General features: G+C 53.5%; 14 protein-coding genes and 1 pseudogene. 8 read left to right on the top strand and 7 right to left on the bottom strand.

From position 1 onward, the window contains the following. Window positions 1–13 precede the first annotated feature (13 nt). Window positions 14–969 (bottom strand): annotated as a pseudogene (gene uspE / locus CRO19_RS19885) (universal stress protein UspE). 117 nt (window positions 970–1086) lie between these two features. Next, a complete protein-coding gene (gene fnr / locus CRO19_RS19880; RefSeq protein WP_097097399.1) occupies window positions 1087–1839 on the bottom strand; it encodes a fumarate/nitrate reduction transcriptional regulator Fnr in 753 nt (250 codons plus the stop codon). A 297-nt stretch (window positions 1840–2136) separates the two neighbouring features. On the opposite strand from fnr, the gene smrA reads away from it, so the two are divergent. Beyond that, window positions 2137–2703, top strand: a complete 567-nt coding sequence (smrA, locus tag CRO19_RS19875) for a DNA endonuclease SmrA (protein WP_097097398.1) — start codon at window positions 2137–2139, stop codon at window positions 2701–2703. Here the strand turns inward: smrA and CRO19_RS19870 are convergent. Beyond that, complete coding sequence (locus tag CRO19_RS19870; RefSeq protein WP_097097397.1) at window positions 2700–3620, bottom strand: LysR substrate-binding domain-containing protein; 921 nt, start codon at window positions 3618–3620, stop codon at window positions 2700–2702. The two genes, smrA and CRO19_RS19870, sit on opposite strands and share 4 nt — an antisense overlap. A 323-nt stretch (window positions 3621–3943) precedes the next feature. On the opposite strand from CRO19_RS19870, the gene CRO19_RS19865 reads away from it, so the two are divergent. Together CRO19_RS19865 and hglS are read left to right on the top strand one after the other, a co-directional pair. Then, entirely contained in the window at window positions 3944–5278 is a 1335-nt protein-coding gene (locus CRO19_RS19865; protein ID WP_097097396.1) for an MFS transporter, read from the top strand. 88 nt (window positions 5279–5366) lie between these two features. Further along, the gene (hglS, locus tag CRO19_RS19860; protein WP_176519177.1) at window positions 5367–6710 is read left to right on the top strand and encodes a 2-oxoadipate dioxygenase/decarboxylase HglS; all 1344 of its coding nucleotides are present in this window, start codon (window positions 5367–5369) and stop codon (window positions 6708–6710) included. Window positions 6711–6760: 50 nt separating this feature from the next. Here the strand turns inward: hglS and CRO19_RS19855 are convergent, their stop codons facing one another. Next, window positions 6761–7195 (bottom strand): DoxX family protein, encoded by a 435-nt coding sequence (locus tag CRO19_RS19855; protein ID WP_097097395.1) that lies wholly within the window; start codon window positions 7193–7195, stop codon window positions 6761–6763. A 192-nt stretch (window positions 7196–7387) separates the two neighbouring features. On the opposite strand from CRO19_RS19855, the gene CRO19_RS19850 reads away from it, so the two are divergent. Further along, window positions 7388–8905: a carboxylesterase/lipase family protein gene (locus tag CRO19_RS19850; protein ID WP_097097394.1), complete on the top strand. Its 1518-nt coding sequence runs from the start codon at window positions 7388–7390 to the stop codon at window positions 8903–8905. A 213-nt stretch (window positions 8906–9118) separates the two neighbouring features. Beyond that, window positions 9119–10789, top strand: coding sequence for a methyl-accepting chemotaxis protein (locus CRO19_RS19845; protein ID WP_097097393.1), 1671 nt, complete (start codon window positions 9119–9121; stop codon window positions 10787–10789). Here CRO19_RS19845 and CRO19_RS19840 read toward each other — a convergent pair. Further along, window positions 10786–11628: a LysR family transcriptional regulator gene (locus tag CRO19_RS19840; protein WP_097097392.1), complete on the bottom strand. Its 843-nt coding sequence runs from the start codon at window positions 11626–11628 to the stop codon at window positions 10786–10788. The genes CRO19_RS19845 and CRO19_RS19840 overlap by 4 nt on opposite strands. Before the next feature lie 126 nt (window positions 11629–11754). Between CRO19_RS19840 and CRO19_RS19835 the strand changes: the two genes are divergently transcribed. Further along, window positions 11755–12921, top strand: a complete 1167-nt coding sequence (locus CRO19_RS19835) for a methionine aminotransferase (RefSeq protein WP_097097391.1) — start codon at window positions 11755–11757, stop codon at window positions 12919–12921. Between the two features lie 16 nt (window positions 12922–12937). Continuing rightward, window positions 12938–13717, top strand: coding sequence for a transporter substrate-binding domain-containing protein (locus CRO19_RS19830; RefSeq protein ID WP_097097390.1), 780 nt, complete (start codon window positions 12938–12940; stop codon window positions 13715–13717). A 72-nt stretch (window positions 13718–13789) separates the two neighbouring features. On the opposite strand, the gene pepT is transcribed toward CRO19_RS19830, so the two are convergent. Then, window positions 13790–15016 (bottom strand): peptidase T, encoded by a 1227-nt coding sequence (gene pepT, locus CRO19_RS19825; protein ID WP_097097389.1) that lies wholly within the window; start codon window positions 15014–15016, stop codon window positions 13790–13792. A gap of 126 nt (window positions 15017–15142) precedes the next feature. Between pepT and CRO19_RS19820 the strand changes: the two genes are divergently transcribed. Then, window positions 15143–16738 (top strand): ABC transporter substrate-binding protein, encoded by a 1596-nt coding sequence (locus tag CRO19_RS19820; protein WP_097097388.1) that lies wholly within the window; start codon window positions 15143–15145, stop codon window positions 16736–16738. A 1-nt stretch (window position 16739) separates the two neighbouring features. On the opposite strand, the gene CRO19_RS19815 is transcribed toward CRO19_RS19820, so the two are convergent. Further along, the gene (locus CRO19_RS19815) at window positions 16740–17666 is read right to left on the bottom strand and encodes a LysR family transcriptional regulator (protein ID WP_097097387.1); all 927 of its coding nucleotides are present in this window, start codon (window positions 17664–17666) and stop codon (window positions 16740–16742) included. Between the last annotated feature and the right edge of the window lie 140 nt (window positions 17667–17806).

Below are 17806 nucleotides of genomic sequence, written 5' to 3'. Positions count from 1 at the left end.
CGCCCTTGTTTAATTAATCGTCTTCATCTTCTTCATCATCGTACTCAATCGGCGATTTGAAATCGTCCGGCTTGATCGCCAGCAAATCACAGCGCAAATGATCGATAACCTGTTCAGCCGTGTTACCGAGGAACGCCGCAGAAAGACCGGTGCGACCAATGGTGCCCAACACCACGATGCCGGCATCAAGATGCGATGCGATATCCGGAATCACCTCCTCAGGTAAGCCTTTCGCCACGTGGGTGAACTCTTCACTGATGGAGAACTTTTGGCGTAGCGCTTTCATAGCCACCAAGTGCTGGCCACGAATGGCGTCGTTGTAGACGCTGGGATCAAAGTCCGGTAATTCGATGGCAATATTAATGGGGGTAATCGGGTAGGCGCCCACTAAATGCACTTCAGTGTGGTTAACCATCTCGGCGAGCAGTGTGGTTTCACGAATCAGTTTCTGGTTGAGTTCGTCATGATGCGGTTCTTCGCTCGCCAGATTAACCGCCACCACGGCTTTACCCCCTCAGGCCAGGCCTGATCTTTTACCATCCAGACCGGGCAAGGGCATTTACGCAGTAGATGCCAATCCGTAGGCGTGAAAATTACCGCTTCCAGGCGGTCGTGCTGGTGTGCCATTTTCAGCACCAAATCGTGCTGATGCGCCAGAATTTCCTGAATGATGGCTTCGTAAGGCCGGTTATGCCAAACCACCTTGATCTCAATTTCCACCCCGGCTTCCAGATACGCGTGAGCCTGCTGGCGAATCCACTCCGTGCGTTGGCTGATCACTCCCTTGCGCATGTTTGAGCGCTCATCGGGTGACAGTAACGTCGTCATTTCGTAGGAGAAGTCGTAGATAGGCAGGAAAGCTTTGATTTTTCCGCCAATACGTTGATTCAGATAAACCGCACGGCGCAGCGCGGGCTGGTCATCCTGTTGGGGATCAATAGCGACCAGAATATTTTGGTACCGGGACATAAGCCGATCTCCTAAACCAAAGCAAGTTGGATTAAAGATAGCCTAAGTTTGTGCAGGGCAGAAGAGGAAAAGTTGTTGCCGGATCAATAAAATAACTTTTACTGACCCGGCAAAGAATCATGCGGCTTGTTCAGTCTGGCCCGCTAATTCTGCCAGTAAAGCATGGTTCTCAATGGTGATATATTTGCCTTTTACGGCCAACATGCCACTTTTCTGGAAGCGACCGAGCAGACGGCTGATGGTTTCTACGGTTAGTCCCAGATAGTTACCAATGTCGCCGCGCGTCATAGTGAGGCGGAACTCACGTTGTGAGAAGCCACGTTGACCAAAACGACGGGACAAATTCCACACGAAAGCGGCCAGGCGCTCTTCCGCATTTTTCTTCGACAGCAACAGAATCATATCCTGGTCGCCTTTAATTTCACCGCTCATCAGACGCATCATCTGCTGACGCAGCGCAGGCATTTTACCGGAAAGATCGTCCAGCGTTTCGAAGGGGATTTCACATACCATCGCCGTTTCCAGCGCCTGAGCAAAGCTCGGATGTTTCGCACCGACAATGGCGTCAAAACCGACCAAATCACCCGCCAGATGGAAGCCAGTAATTTGCTCATCACCTTGCTCGGTGATGGTGTAGCTTTTGATGGTGCCGGAACGGATAGCGTAAAGGGATTTCAGTTCATCACCGGCTTTGAACAGCGTCTGGCCTTTCTGAATGGGCTTTTTGCGTTCAATAATATTATCCAGCTGATCCAGTTCGTGCTCGTTCAGCGTGAAAGGAATACACAATTGACTGATGCTGCAATCCTGGCAATGAATGGCACAACCGCCAGACTGAATACGTCGTATGCTGCGTTTTTCCGGGATCATATAATTTCGCTCGATGATTATTGACTGTGGTCAATTTTAACATTTTTCTAAGCGAAGGGAACTCATCCGAGCAGTAAATGTACCTAAAACCCTACTATTGTCGGGTATTCCAGGGTTTGAGCGGGTTTTTTTGCAGGGCCATAATTGATCTGGAACGTTTTCTTGCCAGCTTTACAGTTAAGCCAGCCTTGTTACAACGCAATATGTGACAGATGTTTTGCTTAAAATCCTTTGCTACTCTTTGGCTTTGGCGTCGAAAAAGGGCGCTCAGTTAAACACCAGGCGAGAGGAAACACCATGAATCTTGATGATGAAGACCTTTTCCGGGATGCCATGGGTGATGTGACACCACTTAAAAATTGCGCCAATACTCAGTGGCTGCGTGCGCCTTCGCCTAAGGCACCGCGTGTGCCAGAGCAGAGCGAGGAGCAGGAAAACTTTCTGACGCGCGGCTTTCTGGACATTATCCCGCTCACCACCGCGCTGGAGTATAAAGCCGAGGGCATCCAGCAAGGCGTGCTGGATAAGTTGCGGTTAGGTAAATATCCCATTGATGCCAGTCTGAATTTACTGCGCCAGCCAGTTGAAACCTGCCGGCAATCCCTGTTTAGTTTTATGCAGCAAGCCAACAAACACGGCTTACGCAATCTGCTGATTATTCATGGTAAAGGGCGTGATGATGAGTCGCATGCCAACATTGTGCGTAGTTATCTTGCGCGCTGGTTACGGGAATTTCCAGAAGTGCAGACGTATTGCATGGCTCGCCCGCAGGATGGCGGCGCGGGGGCGCTCTATGTCGGCTTGCGCAAAACCGACAAAGCGCGCCTCGAAAATCGCGAGCGGCATGCTAAGCACAGTCGCTAACTATGGAATTTGCGGATGGTCGCAATCAACACTTCAGCGCTAAGGCTCAAAGGACTGCCGCTGCGTGTAATGATGCCAACTGGCTCGCCCGGGCCCGGCGACGCAATCGGTAGTGCGCACAGCGCGTCGTGACTCAAATCTTCCTTAATTGCGCCTGAAGGTACAAACCACACATAGTCATAACGTAGCGCCAGCTGACGCGCCAGCGAGGTAGAGGAGGTTTCCACGCAGTTGGCCGGAAGGGTACAACCCTGTTCATTCAACATGTGCTGCGCAATGCGGCGCGGCGCGGTGCCTTCGGGTGAAATCACCACCGGCCATTGCATCGCCCGTGAAAGCATCACGTTGTCACTTAATAACGGATGATCTGGCCGCACCACAAGCTTGAGCGATTCCAGAAACAGCAGTTCATAAGTGAGTCCCGCCATCATTTCGCTGTCGGCCATGCGGCCGATCCCCACATCAAACTCGCCTGCACGCAAGCCCGCCAACAGCACATTATTATGCAGGGTAGCGACTTGCACGGTGGTATTCGGTTGCTGCGCGTGGAAACGATCGAGGATTTGCGGCAGCATACCCATGGCCGCCGTTGTGAGCGCGCCGAGGCGGATCACCACTGGGCGACCGGGCTGCGGAGCGTTAAAACTCTGTCCGGCATGATTCAGTGCATCCAGCACTTTCACGGCATGGATGAGGAATTGCTCACCCAAAGTGGTGAGCTGGGCGCCAAGGCGGCCGCGTTCGAATAGCCGCGCTCCCGCCAGTTCTTCCAGCTCATTAAGCGTTTTCGATAGGGCGGGTTGACTGAGATTCAGTGTCTCAGCCGCACGACCCAGCGTGCCCTGCTGCGCTACCGCAACAAAGGTATGTAAATGGCGCAAGCGAATGCGCTGATTGAAAAGGATATTTTTGTCCATACACTCAACATAATGAGTTCTGCCGAGCTGCGGCAATGGGGAAACTGAAATTATGTTAACCTGCCTGCAAAATAATATTAACAAAAATGCTGCAAAGTTGGGATTCTAGCTAACCCCTTGTATTGATGGGGCTTCATAAAAATGACTTTTTTTGCATTATCGTTATGCCACTTAGAATCAAGTGCTTATCGAGCAGAACATTGAATAATTCTCAATTACATCCAAATTTTCTGCCAGTTATTCTTAACGATGAGCTATGATAAGCGCCGTTTTTTTTACTAAAACTGATGCCCTAAACGGTTGAAAAGTGCAGGAGTCGTTAAGTGACCAGCGTTGAAGCAGTAGACGTTCGCCAGCTCATCAATCAGAGTGCGCTAAGCAGCTGGCAGAAGCGCTTAATTGCGCTGTGCTTCGTGGTGGTCGCGCTTGATGGCATGGACATTGCCCTCATGGGATTCATTGCACCTACGCTTAAAGCCAGTTGGGGAGTGACCAATCATCAGCTTGGCATGGTGATCAGCGCCGCGCTAATTGGTCTGGCGCTGGGTGCCATGGTTGCGGGCCCGTTAGCCGATCGCTACGGCCGTCGCGTAATGATTTTGCTCAGCGTGCTCTTTTTTGGACTGTGGACGTTAGCCACCGCCATGGCACAGAACATCGAACAGATGATGCTGTTTCGATTCCTGACGGGGCTAGGGCTTGGCGCGGCGATGCCCAACGTTGGCACGCTGGTTGCTGAATATGCGCCTGAGCGCCGGCGCTCATTTATCATCACCGTTGTATTTTGTGGCTTCACCTTTGGCGCCGCGTCCGGGGGCTTTGCCGCCTCGTGGTTGCTACCACGCTATGACTGGCACTCTGTCATGCTGATGGGCGGCGTGCTGCCGCTGGTTGTGCTGCCTTTTTTACTGCGTGGCTTGCCTGAATCGGTCCGTTTTCTCATCAGTCGCCGCGCCCCCGCCGCACGTATCCACGCCATTCTTGAACGCATGCTGCCCGGCGTCGTGCAGCCAAATAGTCATTATCAGAGTACTGAACTGCCAACGGCCCGCCGGGGATCTGTCGCCACGGTAGTGTCACGACGTTATCTGTTTGGCAGTTTGATGCTGTGGGGCGGCTATTTTATGGGGCTGTTCCTGGTTTATTTAATTGGTAGTTGGATGCCTTCGCTAATCAGCACGCTAGGTATGTCGGTGACGGAAGCGGCAATTGTTACCGCAATGTATCAAGCGGGCGGCACCCTCGGCTCGTTGTTTGCCGGTTGGTTAATGGACCGCATCAATGCCAATCTGGCGCTGGCAGCGATCTACTTCTGCGGCGGCATTGCTATTGTCGCGCTGGGTTTTTCGCCAGCGCAGGTCGGCCTAATGAGCGCCATCGCCTTCTTTAGCGGTTTCTGTTTTAACGGTGCTAACACCGGTATGAATGCGCTCTCCGCCAGCTATTATCCCACTCACGCGCGCGCGACAGGTTCCAGCTGGATGCACGGCGTGGGCCGCGTGGGAGCCATCATCAGCGCGTTTGTCGGCGCTGAGCTGTTAACTCTCGGCTGGTCATTTAGCCAAATCTTTCTGCTGCTGGCGATTCCTGCGGTACTGACCACCGTCATGCTGGTATTGAAATGCCGCTTTGGTGACCATCCAACCGCCAGTGAGTGACAAGGCGATCACAGTTCCACGAAATTCTCACCCAGCGCTAAAGGGTTGATCTACAGTAGCAGCAGCCCTTTAGCCCAAGGTGATGATGATGCCAAACTTCCTTAGCAGCGATGCGATCCGCACGCTTTTCTCTCAGGCGATGTCAGCCATGTATCAGCAGGAAGTGCCTCAATATGGCACGCTGACGCAGCTGGTCACCGCTGTCAATGAACGCACGCTGGAAGCTAATCCCGCGTTAAAAAACCGTCTATCGGCGGCTGATGAGCTCAGTCGGCTGAGCGTGGAACGTCACGGCGCGATTCGCGTTGGCACAGCAGAAGAACTCAGCACGTTGCGCCAGATGTTTGCCGTAATGGGGATGGAAGCGGTGGGTTATTACGATTTGTCACAAGCTGGAGTGCCGGTGCACTCCACGGCATTTCGCCCCGTAAGCGACCGTGCGCTGCGGCATAATCCGTTCCGCGTGTTTACCTCATTGCTGCGTCTGGAGTTAATTGACGATGCGGCATTGCGCGCTAAAGCTGCGGCGATTCTTGCCGCACGCGATATCTTTACGCCTGGCTGCCGCGCGCTGATTGCTCAACATCAGCAGCAGGGCGGTCTCAACGCGAATGATGCCGCCCGTTTTGTGCAGGAAGCGCTGGAAACCTTCCGCTGGCACGCGCACACCACGGTGGATAGCGGTACCTATCGCGCGCTCAGTGAACAGCACCGCCTGATCGCGGATGTCGTGTGTTTTCGCGGTTGCCATATCAACCATCTGACGCCGCGCACGCTGGATATTGATCGCGTGCAAGCGCTGATGCCCTCGCGCGGCATCGATCCCAAAACCCTGATTGAAGGCCCGCCGCAGCGCCAGGTACCGATCCTCTTACGTCAGACCAGCTTTAAAGCGCTGGAAGAAGCGGTACACTTTAACGACGGCACGCCGGGTACCCATACCGCGCGCTTCGGTGAGATTGAGCAGCGTGGTGCAGCACTGACGCCGAAAGGACGCGCGCTGTACGATCGGTTGCTGGCTGAAGCCGGCACCGGTAGCGACAATCAGCATCATCAGCAGCATCTCAGCGCTGTGTTCCGTGATTTCCCCGATGATGAAGAAACGTTACGTGAACAGCAGCTGGCCTGGTTCCGCTATCGCCTGACCGAGAAAGGGACGGATGTGCCGCCGCGTGCAGGTGAAAGCGTGGCACAATTGCTGGCAGAAGATCGCTTAGCCGTCGAACCGATCGTTTACGAGGATTTTTTACCGGTCAGCGCTGCAGGAATTTTTCAGTCGAATTTAGGTGATGTGGCACAAGCACGCAGTGCGGGCAATGCCAGCAAAGCCGAGTTTGAAAGCGCGTTGGGTGTAGCGGTACTGGATGAAATGGCGTTGTATCAGCAGATGCAGCAGCGCAGTCTGGAACGCTGTGGTGTTGCATCGGCGTAAATAAGAGAGCCGGTCTGTGAAGTTCAGCAGACCGGCTGCTTTTCTTATGGTTATTGCAAGCGCGAATCCCGCACCAGCGTGTACTTCCCAGCCCCTAAAAACATAATGGCGAGTGCGCCAAGCAGGTAAAGTGCCTCTGTCTCCAGTGCCCAGGCACCGACATCAGTGCGATGCCAGACGTCGCCCATTTTTACCAGCAGTGTCGCAACAATCATATTCACCGCAATAATGAACGCCGCAGGGCGGGTCATTAATCCGATGATAACCATTACGGGTGCCGCTATTTCCCCGATGTAAGCACCGTAAGCGATGAAACCTGGCATGCCTTTGACACTGAGCATGTGCGCGATCCACCCCACGCCATGCACCGCTTTGAATGCGCCATGAAACAACAGCAGCCCGCCAAAGGTTAACCGTAACAGCAATTTACCGAAGTCCGGGTGATCGCTCATCCGGGTGAACATCTGGTTGATTCCACCAAACATGCTGTCTCTCCGCCGCGCCAGGTTAACTTGTAACCTTAAAACAAATGGTCGTCTTAGGGTTAACCAAAATATTTGATGAGGTTGTTCAAAGAATCACACCGCGTTTCGGCTTAATCTGCAAATGCTTTCAGAACATGGACATTCGCACAAGGCCTGCAAATAATGGAACGATGCTTTATCAGGGAAGCCGAGATGAAAAATGAACGACGTCTGAGGATCATGACAGCAGAGGGTGAACTCAGAGGCCTGATGGATGAAGATCTTTTTGTCTTTAAGGGAATACCTTACGCAGCAGCGCCGACCGGCGCCTTACGCTGGCGTCCTCCGCAGCCGGTCCAGCCCTGGCAAGGTGTGCGGAATGCAACGGAATGGGGCGCGGCGAGCTGGCAGAATCGCGATTTTTGTGTGGCGGCAGGCGGCGGTGATCCGGGATGTTTCAGTGAAGATTGTCTTTACCTGAATATCTGGACACCGGATGTTGAACCATCGCGTCCGTTGCCGGTAATGGTCTGGCTGCATGGCGGCGGTTTCACAATGGGTGCAGGCAACCTCGATCCTTATCGTGGCAAGGCGTTGGCGGCACAAGGCGTGGTTGTCGTCACGTTAAACTATCGACTTGGCCACTTCGGTTTCTTTGCACACCCCGCGCTTGATGCGCAATATCCGGTCGGCGGCGTTATTAACAACTTCGCCTTACTCGATAAAATTGCCGCGTTGCAGTGGATTCAACGCAATATTCCGGCCTTTGGTGGCGATCGTCATAATATTACCCTGTTTGGTGAATCATCCGGTGCGCGCAGCGTATTATCGCTGTGCTGTTCGCCACTGGCCGAAGGGTTGTTTCATAAAGGCATCGTGCAAAGCGCTTACAGTCTGCCGGATGTGCCGCAGAAGCAGGCACAGCAACTCGGGCTGCAGGTCGCCGCGCATTTCAATTTGCCAGAAAACGTCAGTGCAGAACAATTACGCGAACTGCCTGCCGATCGGTTCTGGCCACTGGAGCGTCCGCTGGCGTTAGCACCGGTTCCCATCAGCGGTGATGCTGTCTTGCCCAAACCGATGCTGAACACCTTTATGGCAGGCAAACAGCATCGCATTCCTTTGATGATTGGCAGCAACAGTGATGAAGCCAGCGTGTTGGATTATTTTGGTGTGGATCCCACCGCGGTATTGAAGCAGATGCGTAGCAAGAACCGCATCAGCTATCGCCTGATGAAATGGCTTTATGATCTGCACGATGATGCACTGCTCGGTCGCGCGGTGGCGCGTGACATGGCCTTTACCGTATTGCCACTGATCGTGGCGCAATCACAATACAATATTGGCATGCCTGCCTGGCGCTATTGGTTCGACTATGTTTCGGAAAATGCGCGCGACCTTTATCCGCACGGCACCTGGCATGGCAATGAAATTCCTTATGTTTTCAATACGCTCGATACCTTCACGCCGTTGACCGAGCGCACTTACAGCGCACAGGATAAAGCGTTTGCTGCTAAGGTCAGCGCGTATTGGATCGCTTTCGCTCGTGAAGCCAGCGAGTTTAGCGCTCATTTAACGGGAGAGGTGGACTGGCCGGTTTGGCGTGCGGGCGAGGACATCACGCTAGCGTTAGGCGATCGGGGCAAAGCAGAGGCGGTATTGAAGAAAAAATTTATGCGTGGCCGGCTGCGTTTGTTCCGCCTGATGATGCGTAGCCATGTAAAGCTTTAGTTAGCTTGCTAATGGTGCAATTGCGCAAATGATTTTTTAAGGTAAATTTCACGCTATCTTACTGATAAGTATTACAAGCTAGCTTTAGTAACCTCAATTAGTGAGCAATTTATTAGCTTCCAAAACCGTTACATTTTCCCTTTCCCATGCCGATAAACGCAATATGCCCGATTTAATCGGGCCTCCTTCGCGTTTCACACCAAGGGATTATGTATGGGTATCTTAAAAAACTTCACGATTCGCACCGTTATGCTCACCATTCTTGGGCTGTTTTGCCTGCTGTGGTGCGCTGTCGGATTGTTTAGCGTCCACTCGTTGAACGCTCTGGGCGACGGTAATGAGATTGACCGCCAGTTAGTTAATCAAATGACGGTATTAAGCAAAGGAAATGACCAATATTTTCGCGTAGTGACGCGCCTGTCGCGCGTGATGGAAGGTCGGGCATCGGGCGCACCAATCAAAGGCGAGGCCTTCACACCGGTGCAGCAGGCATTAGATAACATGAAAAGCCTGCTGACTCAGTTCAAAGCAATGGCTCCCGGTCCAATGGACGAGGAAACGGCCAACAGCGTAATCGTTAACTGGCAGAAATTGCTGGATGAGGGCATTGCGCCGCAGGTTGCTTTGGCGCAGCAGGGTACGCTTGAGGCCTACCGCGCGCAGGCGAATAACGTTACGCCGCCGCTTAGCCGTGCTTTTGGTGCCAGTGCTGAAGCCTTCAATAAAGCCGCCGGCAGTAAACTGGATGAGACGCGGGTGACCGTTGATAAGCTCACCAGCATCACCAAAGCGATCATATTGGTGGCGGTGGTGATTGGCCTGGTCATCCTGCTGTTTACCGATCGTTATCTGGTGGCAATGCTGGTGAAACCGCTCGAGCGCGTGCGTAACCATTTTTCCATCATTGCGCAGGGCGATTTGAGTCAGCCGGTGGCAGAGTTTGGTCGCAACTGCGTTGGCAAGCTGGTGCCATTACTCAGTGCCATGCAGGACAGCCTGCGTGAGGCGGTAAGCGCCATTCGCAGCGGTACCGAAAACATCTATCGCGGTGCGGCTGAAATCTCCTCAGGTAACAACGATCTCTCTTCACGTACCGAAGAGCAGGCCGCCGCGCTAGAGCAAACCGCAGCCAGTATGGAGCAGCTCACGGCCACGGTAAAATTCAATGCTGACAATGCACGTCAGGCTAGCACCCTGGCAGAAACCGCAACCAGTACCGCGCAACAGGGCGGAAGATTGGTCGGTGAAGTAGTGACTACCATGCAAGGTATTTCCGGCAGTTCGAAAAAAATCGCCGAAATCACCAGCGTCATTAATAGCATTGCCTTCCAGACAAATATTCTGGCGTTAAATGCCGCGGTAGAGGCCGCACGCGCGGGTGAACAGGGACGTGGCTTTGCCGTCGTCGCGAGCGAAGTGCGCAACCTGGCGCAGCGCAGTGCGGGTGCAGCTAAAGAGATCGCGACATTGATTGAAGATTCCGTGCAGCGCGTAGAGAAAGGTTCAGAACTGGTGAGCAGCGCCGGCAGTACCATGCACGATATTCTTAAGTCGGTGCAGGACGTTAATGAAATCATGAAGCACATCGCTGCCGCTTCGGAAGAGCAAAGCAAGGGAATTTCGCAGGTTGGGACTGCGGTGACGGAGATGGACAGCGTCACGCAACAAAACGCCTCGCTGGTTGAGGAGGTTTCTGCCGCCGCCAGCGCGCTGGAGCGTCAAACACAAGAGCTACAAGCCTCTGTGGCTAAATTCCGGTTATCAGACAACACACCCGCGAGCAACATGCCGTTATCGCCAGCTGCTCCGGTACTGCGCCGCCCGGTGTTATCTGGCGCCAGCGTTCAGCCAAAATCGACCACCGACGAGTGGGTTTCCTTCTAAGGCTGCGCTAACCACGCCACCAGTTCCGGCAGGAACGGTGGCGCATCTTTTTCCGCTCTCTGCAACAGACTGTAGGTTGCGCCGGTTGCCACACTCGCGGCGAATGGCGCGATTAATCGACCGTTCGCCAGGTCATTCTGTACCAGGGTGACATCCGCTACCGTGACGCCAAATCCCTGAATCGCTGCGCTAATCGCTAAATCCATGGTGGCGAAATGCTGGTTGCGCGCCATAGGCAGCGCTGCTTCAACACTTGTCAGCCACAATTGCCAGTCGCGCATATCCTGCGTGGGATGGAGAAACGTAAGCTTTGCCAGTTCGGTGACCTGGGTGGGCGGCGTAACGCTGCTGGCCATTACCGGTGTTAAGCGCTCCTCAAACAGACAAAGCGAACCCGCGGGCGTTGCGCCAAACACAATCGCCGCATCAAAATTCTCGAGCTGCGAGCCATGATCGAGCGTGGTGGTAAGCGCAACGTGAATGTCAGGCCGGTGCTGTTCCAGCGCCACCAGACGCGGCACCAGCCAACGCATAGCGCAGGTGGGTGCTTTCAGGCGAATCGAGGTATTGCTGCGGCTGGCTTTTTCCGTTGCATTCACCAGCAGCGCAAAGCCTTGCTGTAGCTCCGGCAGCAACGCAGCGCCTTGCTCGGTGAGATTCAGTCCACGCGCGTGACGCACAAATAATGGGAATCCAAGCCAGCTTTCTAACGTTGCAACTTTGCGACTCACTGCGCCTTGAGTAATGCAGAGTTCACTGGCAGCACGCGTCAGATTCAAATGGCGTGCAGTCACCAGAAACGCGTGAATGGCATTCAGCGGCAGAGCGGAACGGGACATAACAACCTCAAGCTATGATTTTTAATCATGGCTATTATGACAACAATTCGCTTGTCGACTCAAGCCACACGCCGTTGAATAGAAATCTATTTTCATTACGTGGTTATGCAACTTTACGAGGCAACGATGACCCTGAATAGCAGTGTTAACATCTCTTCCAAACAGCCTGATGTCGGCACGACGATTTTTAGCGTCATCGGCCAGCTGTCGGCGCAACATCAGGCTATTAACCTTTCGCAAGGCGCACCGAATTTCCCCTGCGATCCGCAGTTGGTGGAGCTGGTAAGTAAAGCGATGCGTGAAGGCCACAACCAATATGCCTCAATGACCGGCTTGCCGGCGCTACGCGAAGCGCTGGCCGAGAAGGTTCACACGCTGTATGGCCAGCAATATGATGCCAGCAGTGAAGTGCTGATCACCGGCAGCGCCAGCCAGGGCATTTATATGGCGATCTCGGCGCTGGTGCATCCCGGCGATGAAGTGATCTTCTTCGAACCGGCCTTCGACAGCTACGCGCCGGTGGTGCGTTTGCAGGGCGCGACGCCAGTCGGGCTGAAGTTGCAGGTGCCCGATTTCGCTATCGATTGGGATGAACTGCGCGCCACCATTACCTCGCGCACCCGCATGATCATCATCAACACGCCGCACAACCCCAGCGCACAGGTGCTGTCAGCGGCGGATTTGGATCAGCTCGCCGCGCTGACGCGCAACACCGATATTGTGGTGCTGTCTGATGAAGTCTACGAACACATTCTGTTCGATGGTCGCCAGCATTGCGGCATGGCAACGCATCCGGAGCTGGCGCAGCGTAGCGTGGTGGTTTCGTCCTTTGGCAAAACCTTCCACGTTACCGGCTGGCGCGTCGGCTATGCGCTGGCGCCGGCCGCGCTGATGGAGGAGATCGTTAAAGTGCATCAGTTCATGATGTACGCCGCTGATACGCCGATGCAGGTTGGCTTTGCTCACTATCTGCAACAGCCGCAAAACTACCTGCAGCTATCGCCGTTCTATCAGGAGAAGCGCGATCGCCTGCTGACCTTGCTGCAGGATTCACCGTTTAAGCTGCTGCCGAGCGCCGGATCATTCTTTATGTTGGCCAGCTACGGACATTTCAGTGACGAGAGCGATAGCGAAATGGTAAAACGTCTCATCGTCGATCACGGTGTGGCCACCATTCCGTTGTCGGCGTTTTATATGGACGGCACTGACAATAAATTAATTCGCCTGTCATTCGCAAAAGACGACGCAACACTTCAGGCCGGTGCAGAAGCGCTCTGCCGGGTCAAAGGGTAACTTAGGGGTAAATATAATGAAAAAATTGAATGCACTGTTTGTCGCTCTCGGCATGCTGACCTCGGCGCACGCGCTGGCACAGGGAACCTTACGCTACGGTCTGGAATCGCAATATCCGCCGTTTGAAAGCCGCAATGCGCAGGGTGAACTGGAAGGTTTTGATATCGAACTGGGTAAAGCGATTTGTCAGGTAGGTAACTTCGATTGTAAGTGGGTGGAAAGCAGCTTTGATGCGCTGATCCCGGCGCTGCAGGCGAAGAAATTTGATGCCATTAACTCAGCGATGAACATTACTGAAGCGCGAGCCAAAAGCATTGATTTCACCAAGCCGATCTACCGTATTCCCACCATGCTGATTGTGAAAGAGGGTGAGAAGCTGCAGCCAACTGCGGAGTCGCTGAAAGGCAAAAATATCGGTGTGCTGCAGGGTTCCATTCAGGAAACCTACGCGAAGAAACATTGGGAAGCGCAGGGCGTAACCGTGACCTCTTACCAGGATCAGAACCAGGTTTACAACGATATGGTGGCGGGGCGTCTCGACGGCACGCTGGTGATGTCTGCAGCCGGTCAATCTGGCTTCCTGGACAAGCCGCAGGGTAAAGGTTTCGCCTTTGCCGGCAAGCCGGTTGAGGATGACACCATTCTTGGCAGCGGCATTGGCTTTGGTCTGCGTAAAGGGGATACCCGCCTGAAGCAAGAGCTGGATGCGGCCATCACCAAGGTGCAAAGCGATGGAACCGTGACCAAGCTGGCAGCGAAATTCTTCCCAGGCATTGATGTGTCAGCAAGCAAATAAAGTAAAAAAGGTCGCCAAAAAAGGCGACCCCAATCCAACTGTAAGGTCGTCATTTATGACGACCTTTTTGTATTATTTCGCCGCTAAATAACACAGCGCTTCCGCCACCTGATACGACTTCACAAACGATGGAACCGGTAAAAACTCAAAGCGCGAATGGAAATTGTGCGCGCCGGTAAAGAAATTCGGCGTCAATAATCCTTTCGCTGACAGCGCGGCACCATCGGTGCCGCCGCGCATCGGGATCACTTTCGGTTCCACGCCCACTTGCTCCAGCGCGGCAAAAATCAGGTCAATTGCGCGACGATCTTCACCAATCGCATTGCTGATATTGCTGTAGGTATCGTTAATGGTCAGCGCCACATGTCCGGTGGGATAACGCGCGGCAATCTCATCGGCCACCTCCACCAGCTGCTGCTTCCTGGCGTCAAAACCTTTCAAATCAAAATCTCGAATTGAGGCTTTCAGCACGGCACGGCTGGCATTGGCATTCATATCGTTAAACCAGATATAGCCTTCGCGTCCTTCAGTGTGTTCGGGTGTGGCAAGGCGATCAAATTGCGCGATAAAGTCATGCGCCATCAGCAGCGGATTAACCAGCACGCCTTTGCCTGACATCGGGTGCGCCGGTACGCCGGTAAACACCACTTCTGCCGCGGCGGCATTAAAGTTTTCATACACCACTTCGCCCAGCTCACAGCAGTCGATGGTCCAGGCGAAATCGACGTTAAAGCGCTGCTCCAGATCCAGCGCTTTGGCACCGCGCAGGCCAATCTCCTCATCGGGAACAAAGGCCACCACGATGTCACCGTGATCGCCCTTTAAATTTTCCAGCAGCGTCATCACTACCGTCACCGCCGCTTTGTTATCTGCGCCGAGCACGCTGGTGCCATCGCTGAAGATAATGTCCTGGCCAATGTAGGGTTGGATTTCCGGATGTTCAGCAACGCGCAGCCAGATATCCTGCGTACGATTCAGGCAGACATCATCGCCGGTAAATGTCAGGGTTTGCGGGTGGATGTCCGGTGAAAGACCCACATCCACGGTATCGATGTGGGTGATAAAGCCAATACGCGGCGCAGCAGGACGATTGCCTGGTTTTACTGCCGTTACCGTGGCGTGCTTATCGATCACGATATCCTGCAATCCCAGTTCGCCGAGCTCCTTTGCCAGTAATTCTGCCATCGCATGTTGCGAAGGCGTACTCGGCAGCGTGGTTGATTTGGCATCGCTCTGGCTGGAAACCGCCAGATAACGGTAAAAACGCTGGGTCAATTGGCTGGCAAGTTGGTCTGTCATCACAATTCCTTATTAGCATTGCGGCGTCTGTAGTACGCGTGCTGGTTAAATCATGTTATTTATTAGTCAGATGAACATTAAATAACGAAGCTGACTCATGGAAGTCAATAAAAAGCGAGGATAATGATGAAAAAAGTGATGGCAAAACTGACGCTCACGGCACTGGGATTAGCGGTTGCCGGCGGGGTTTCGGCGAAAACGCTGGTTTATTGTTCAGAGGGATCGCCGGAAAACTTCAACCCGCAGTTGTATACCTCGGGCACCAGCGTGGATGCCAGCGCCGTGCCGATTTTCAACCGCCTGGTTGATTTCACCCCCGGTACCACCGAGCTGGTGCCAAGCCTGGCGGAGAGCTGGGATATCAGCGCGGATGGTACGGTTTACACCTTCCACTTGCGCAAAGGGGTCAAATTCCAAAGCAACAAGCTGTTTAAGCCTTCGCGCGACTTCAATGCCGATGACGTCATTTTCTCGTTTATGCGTCAGATGGACCCGAAAAACCCCTACCACAATGTCTCTGGCGGTAACTACGCTAACTTTGAAAGCCTTGAGTTGGCGAAGCTGATCAAAAATATTGAAAAAGTCGATGACAACACGGTGCGTATCACCCTGGCACATGCCGAAGCGCCATTCCTCGCCGATTTGGCGTGGTATTTCGCCTCAATACATTCGGCTGAATACGCCGACCAGATGCTGAAAGCCGGAACACCGGAAAAAGTGGATATGGAGCCCATTGGCACCGGACCGTTTGAGCTGGTGCAGTACCAAAAAGATTCGCGCATTCTCTATAAAGCCTTCCCCGAGTATTGGCAGGGCAAGGCGAAGCTCGATCGTATAGTGTTCTCCATCACGCCGGATGCGTCGGTGCGTTACGCCAAGCTGGAGAAAAATGAGTGCCAGATTATGCCGTTCCCCAATCCGGCCGATCTGGAGAAGATGCGCACCAATCCTGACTTAACCCTTGAACAGAAATCGGGCCTCAACACCGGTTTTCTCTCTTTCAACACCACCAAAGCACCGCTGGATAACGTTAAAGTACGTCAGGCGCTGGCGATGGCGATCAACAAGCAGGCGATCATTGATGCCATTTTCAAAGGCACCGGCACCGTGGCGAAAAACATCCTGCCGCCAGACGTGTGGAGTGCGGATAAAGATCTGAAGGATTACGACTACGATCCGGCGAAAGCCAAAGCGCTGCTGCAGGCAGCGGGTATCAAGCCGGGTACCGAAATTGCGCTGTGGGCAATGCCGGTACAAAGACCCTATAACCCCAACGCACGTCGTATGGCAGAGATGATCCAGGCCGATTGGGCTAAAGTGGGCATCAAAGCCAATATCGTGAGCTATGAGTGGGGCGAATACCTCAAGCGCGTCAAGGATGGTGAACATCAGGCGGCGTTGATGGGCTGGACCACCGCAACCGGTGACCCGGATAATTTCTTCGGTCCACTGTACAGCTGCACGTCAGCTAACGGCGGCTCCAACTCCTCGAAATGGTGTTATCAGCCGTTTGAGAAAATCATCACCGACGCGCGGGCTGAGCAGAATCATGACAAACGCGTGGCTCTTTATCAGCAGGCGCAGCAGATGATGCACGACCAGATGCCTGCGGTGATGATTGCTCATTCAACCATTTTCGAACCGGTACGCAAATCGGTGAGCGGCTATCAGGTGGATCCGTTCGGTAAGCACATCTTCTATCCGGTGGATATTAAGAACTAAATTACGGCTTCCAGCGCTGACGTAAAGGCTCTTCCAGCGCATCAAGTTGCTGTAGCAAAAAAGTGAGAAACACATTCAGGGCGGCGCTACGGGGCCGCCCTGAATGCGTCTGCAGCTGCAAGGTGCGCTGGCTCAGCTGATCAATGCCCACCGAGCGCAATATCAAACCGTGTGTTTCAGCTTCCTGCAGTACGGTAAAGGCACTGCAAATAGTCACTGCCTGCGGCGTGCGTAGCAGAAATTGAAATAGCATGGAGAAGGTATCGCAGGTCATTACCGGCTCTAGCAGGCAGCCGCTCATGTGGCTGGCAAGTTCGAACAGCTGCCGTACCGTGGTGTTCTGCTGCGGCAATGCCAGCGGATAGTGGTTCAGATCGGCCAGCGTGACATGTGTAGCTTTGGCTAAGGGATGGCTGTGATGCATCACAATGAGTACTGGAGCAGGCCACGAACCCACAACATCAACGCCCCGTTCAGCGTGCAGGCTGAACTGCAGTGCCACATCACAGTCGCCGTTGCGCAGTGCTTCCGCCACGCCTTGCGTGCTTAACACCTTTACTTCAAACAGCACGCCAGGATTGTGAACGCGAAAGTCTGCAATCATGCGCGGTAAAAGGGTAAATGCCAGTCCATCGGTACAGGCGATGCGAATCAGCGTGCGGCGCACCGCGTTTAATCCTTTAATTTCCGCTAGCGCGTACTCCATATCCAGCATGTTTTTATGCACGTGGTGCGCGAAGATTTCTCCAGCCTCATTCAGCGCCATTCCGCGTGCGTGACGGTCAAATAGCGGTGCGCCAACCTGCTTTTCCAGCCGTTGAATTTGGCGACTAATAGCGGAAACGGCAACAAACAGCTGTTGACTGGCCGCGCTTAGCGAGCCGGTATTAACGACGGCGAGAAAATAGCGGATTTCGGTGCTTAACATGCAGACGCCTCATCGTGGTGCATGCCTCATAACCGGGCAGGCGAGTTTTGCTTTAAAAGCAAATGTTACTCGATAATTTGATAATTGTGGCAAAGCAGTGTTTCCGTAAAGATGAATTTACGACAAAACAATAAAAGACA

It is taken from the genome of Candidatus Pantoea floridensis (assembly GCF_900215435.1).
GTDB lineage: Bacteria > Pseudomonadota > Gammaproteobacteria > Enterobacterales > Enterobacteriaceae > Pantoea > Pantoea floridensis.
The sequence above is the reverse complement of the archived record's forward strand: the minus strand, read 5'-3'. Positions and strand labels throughout refer to the sequence as shown.

What these genes read in the sequence shown, in the direction of transcription:
- fnr (WP_097097399.1), bottom strand. Translation starts at nt 1,839, where the DNA reads ATGATCCCGGAAAAACGCAGCATACGACGTATTCAGTCTGGCGGTTGT.
- smrA (WP_097097398.1), top strand. Translation starts at nt 2,137, where the DNA reads ATGAATCTTGATGATGAAGACCTTTTCCGGGATGCCATGGGTGATGTG.
- CRO19_RS19870 (WP_097097397.1), bottom strand. Translation starts at nt 3,620, where the DNA reads ATGGACAAAAATATCCTTTTCAATCAGCGCATTCGCTTGCGCCATTTA.
- hglS (WP_176519177.1), top strand. Translation starts at nt 5,367, where the DNA reads ATGCCAAACTTCCTTAGCAGCGATGCGATCCGCACGCTTTTCTCTCAG.
- CRO19_RS19855 (WP_097097395.1), bottom strand. Translation starts at nt 7,195, where the DNA reads ATGTTTGGTGGAATCAACCAGATGTTCACCCGGATGAGCGATCACCCG.
- CRO19_RS19850 (WP_097097394.1), top strand. Translation starts at nt 7,388, where the DNA reads ATGAAAAATGAACGACGTCTGAGGATCATGACAGCAGAGGGTGAACTC.
- CRO19_RS19845 (WP_097097393.1), top strand. Translation starts at nt 9,119, where the DNA reads ATGGGTATCTTAAAAAACTTCACGATTCGCACCGTTATGCTCACCATT.
- CRO19_RS19840 (WP_097097392.1), bottom strand. Translation starts at nt 11,628, where the DNA reads ATGTCCCGTTCCGCTCTGCCGCTGAATGCCATTCACGCGTTTCTGGTG.
- CRO19_RS19835 (WP_097097391.1), top strand. Translation starts at nt 11,755, where the DNA reads ATGACCCTGAATAGCAGTGTTAACATCTCTTCCAAACAGCCTGATGTC.
- CRO19_RS19830 (WP_097097390.1), top strand. Translation starts at nt 12,938, where the DNA reads ATGAAAAAATTGAATGCACTGTTTGTCGCTCTCGGCATGCTGACCTCG.
- pepT (WP_097097389.1), bottom strand. Translation starts at nt 15,016, where the DNA reads ATGACAGACCAACTTGCCAGCCAATTGACCCAGCGTTTTTACCGTTAT.
- CRO19_RS19820 (WP_097097388.1), top strand. Translation starts at nt 15,143, where the DNA reads ATGAAAAAAGTGATGGCAAAACTGACGCTCACGGCACTGGGATTAGCG.
- CRO19_RS19815 (WP_097097387.1), bottom strand. Translation starts at nt 17,666, where the DNA reads ATGTTAAGCACCGAAATCCGCTATTTTCTCGCCGTCGTTAATACCGGC.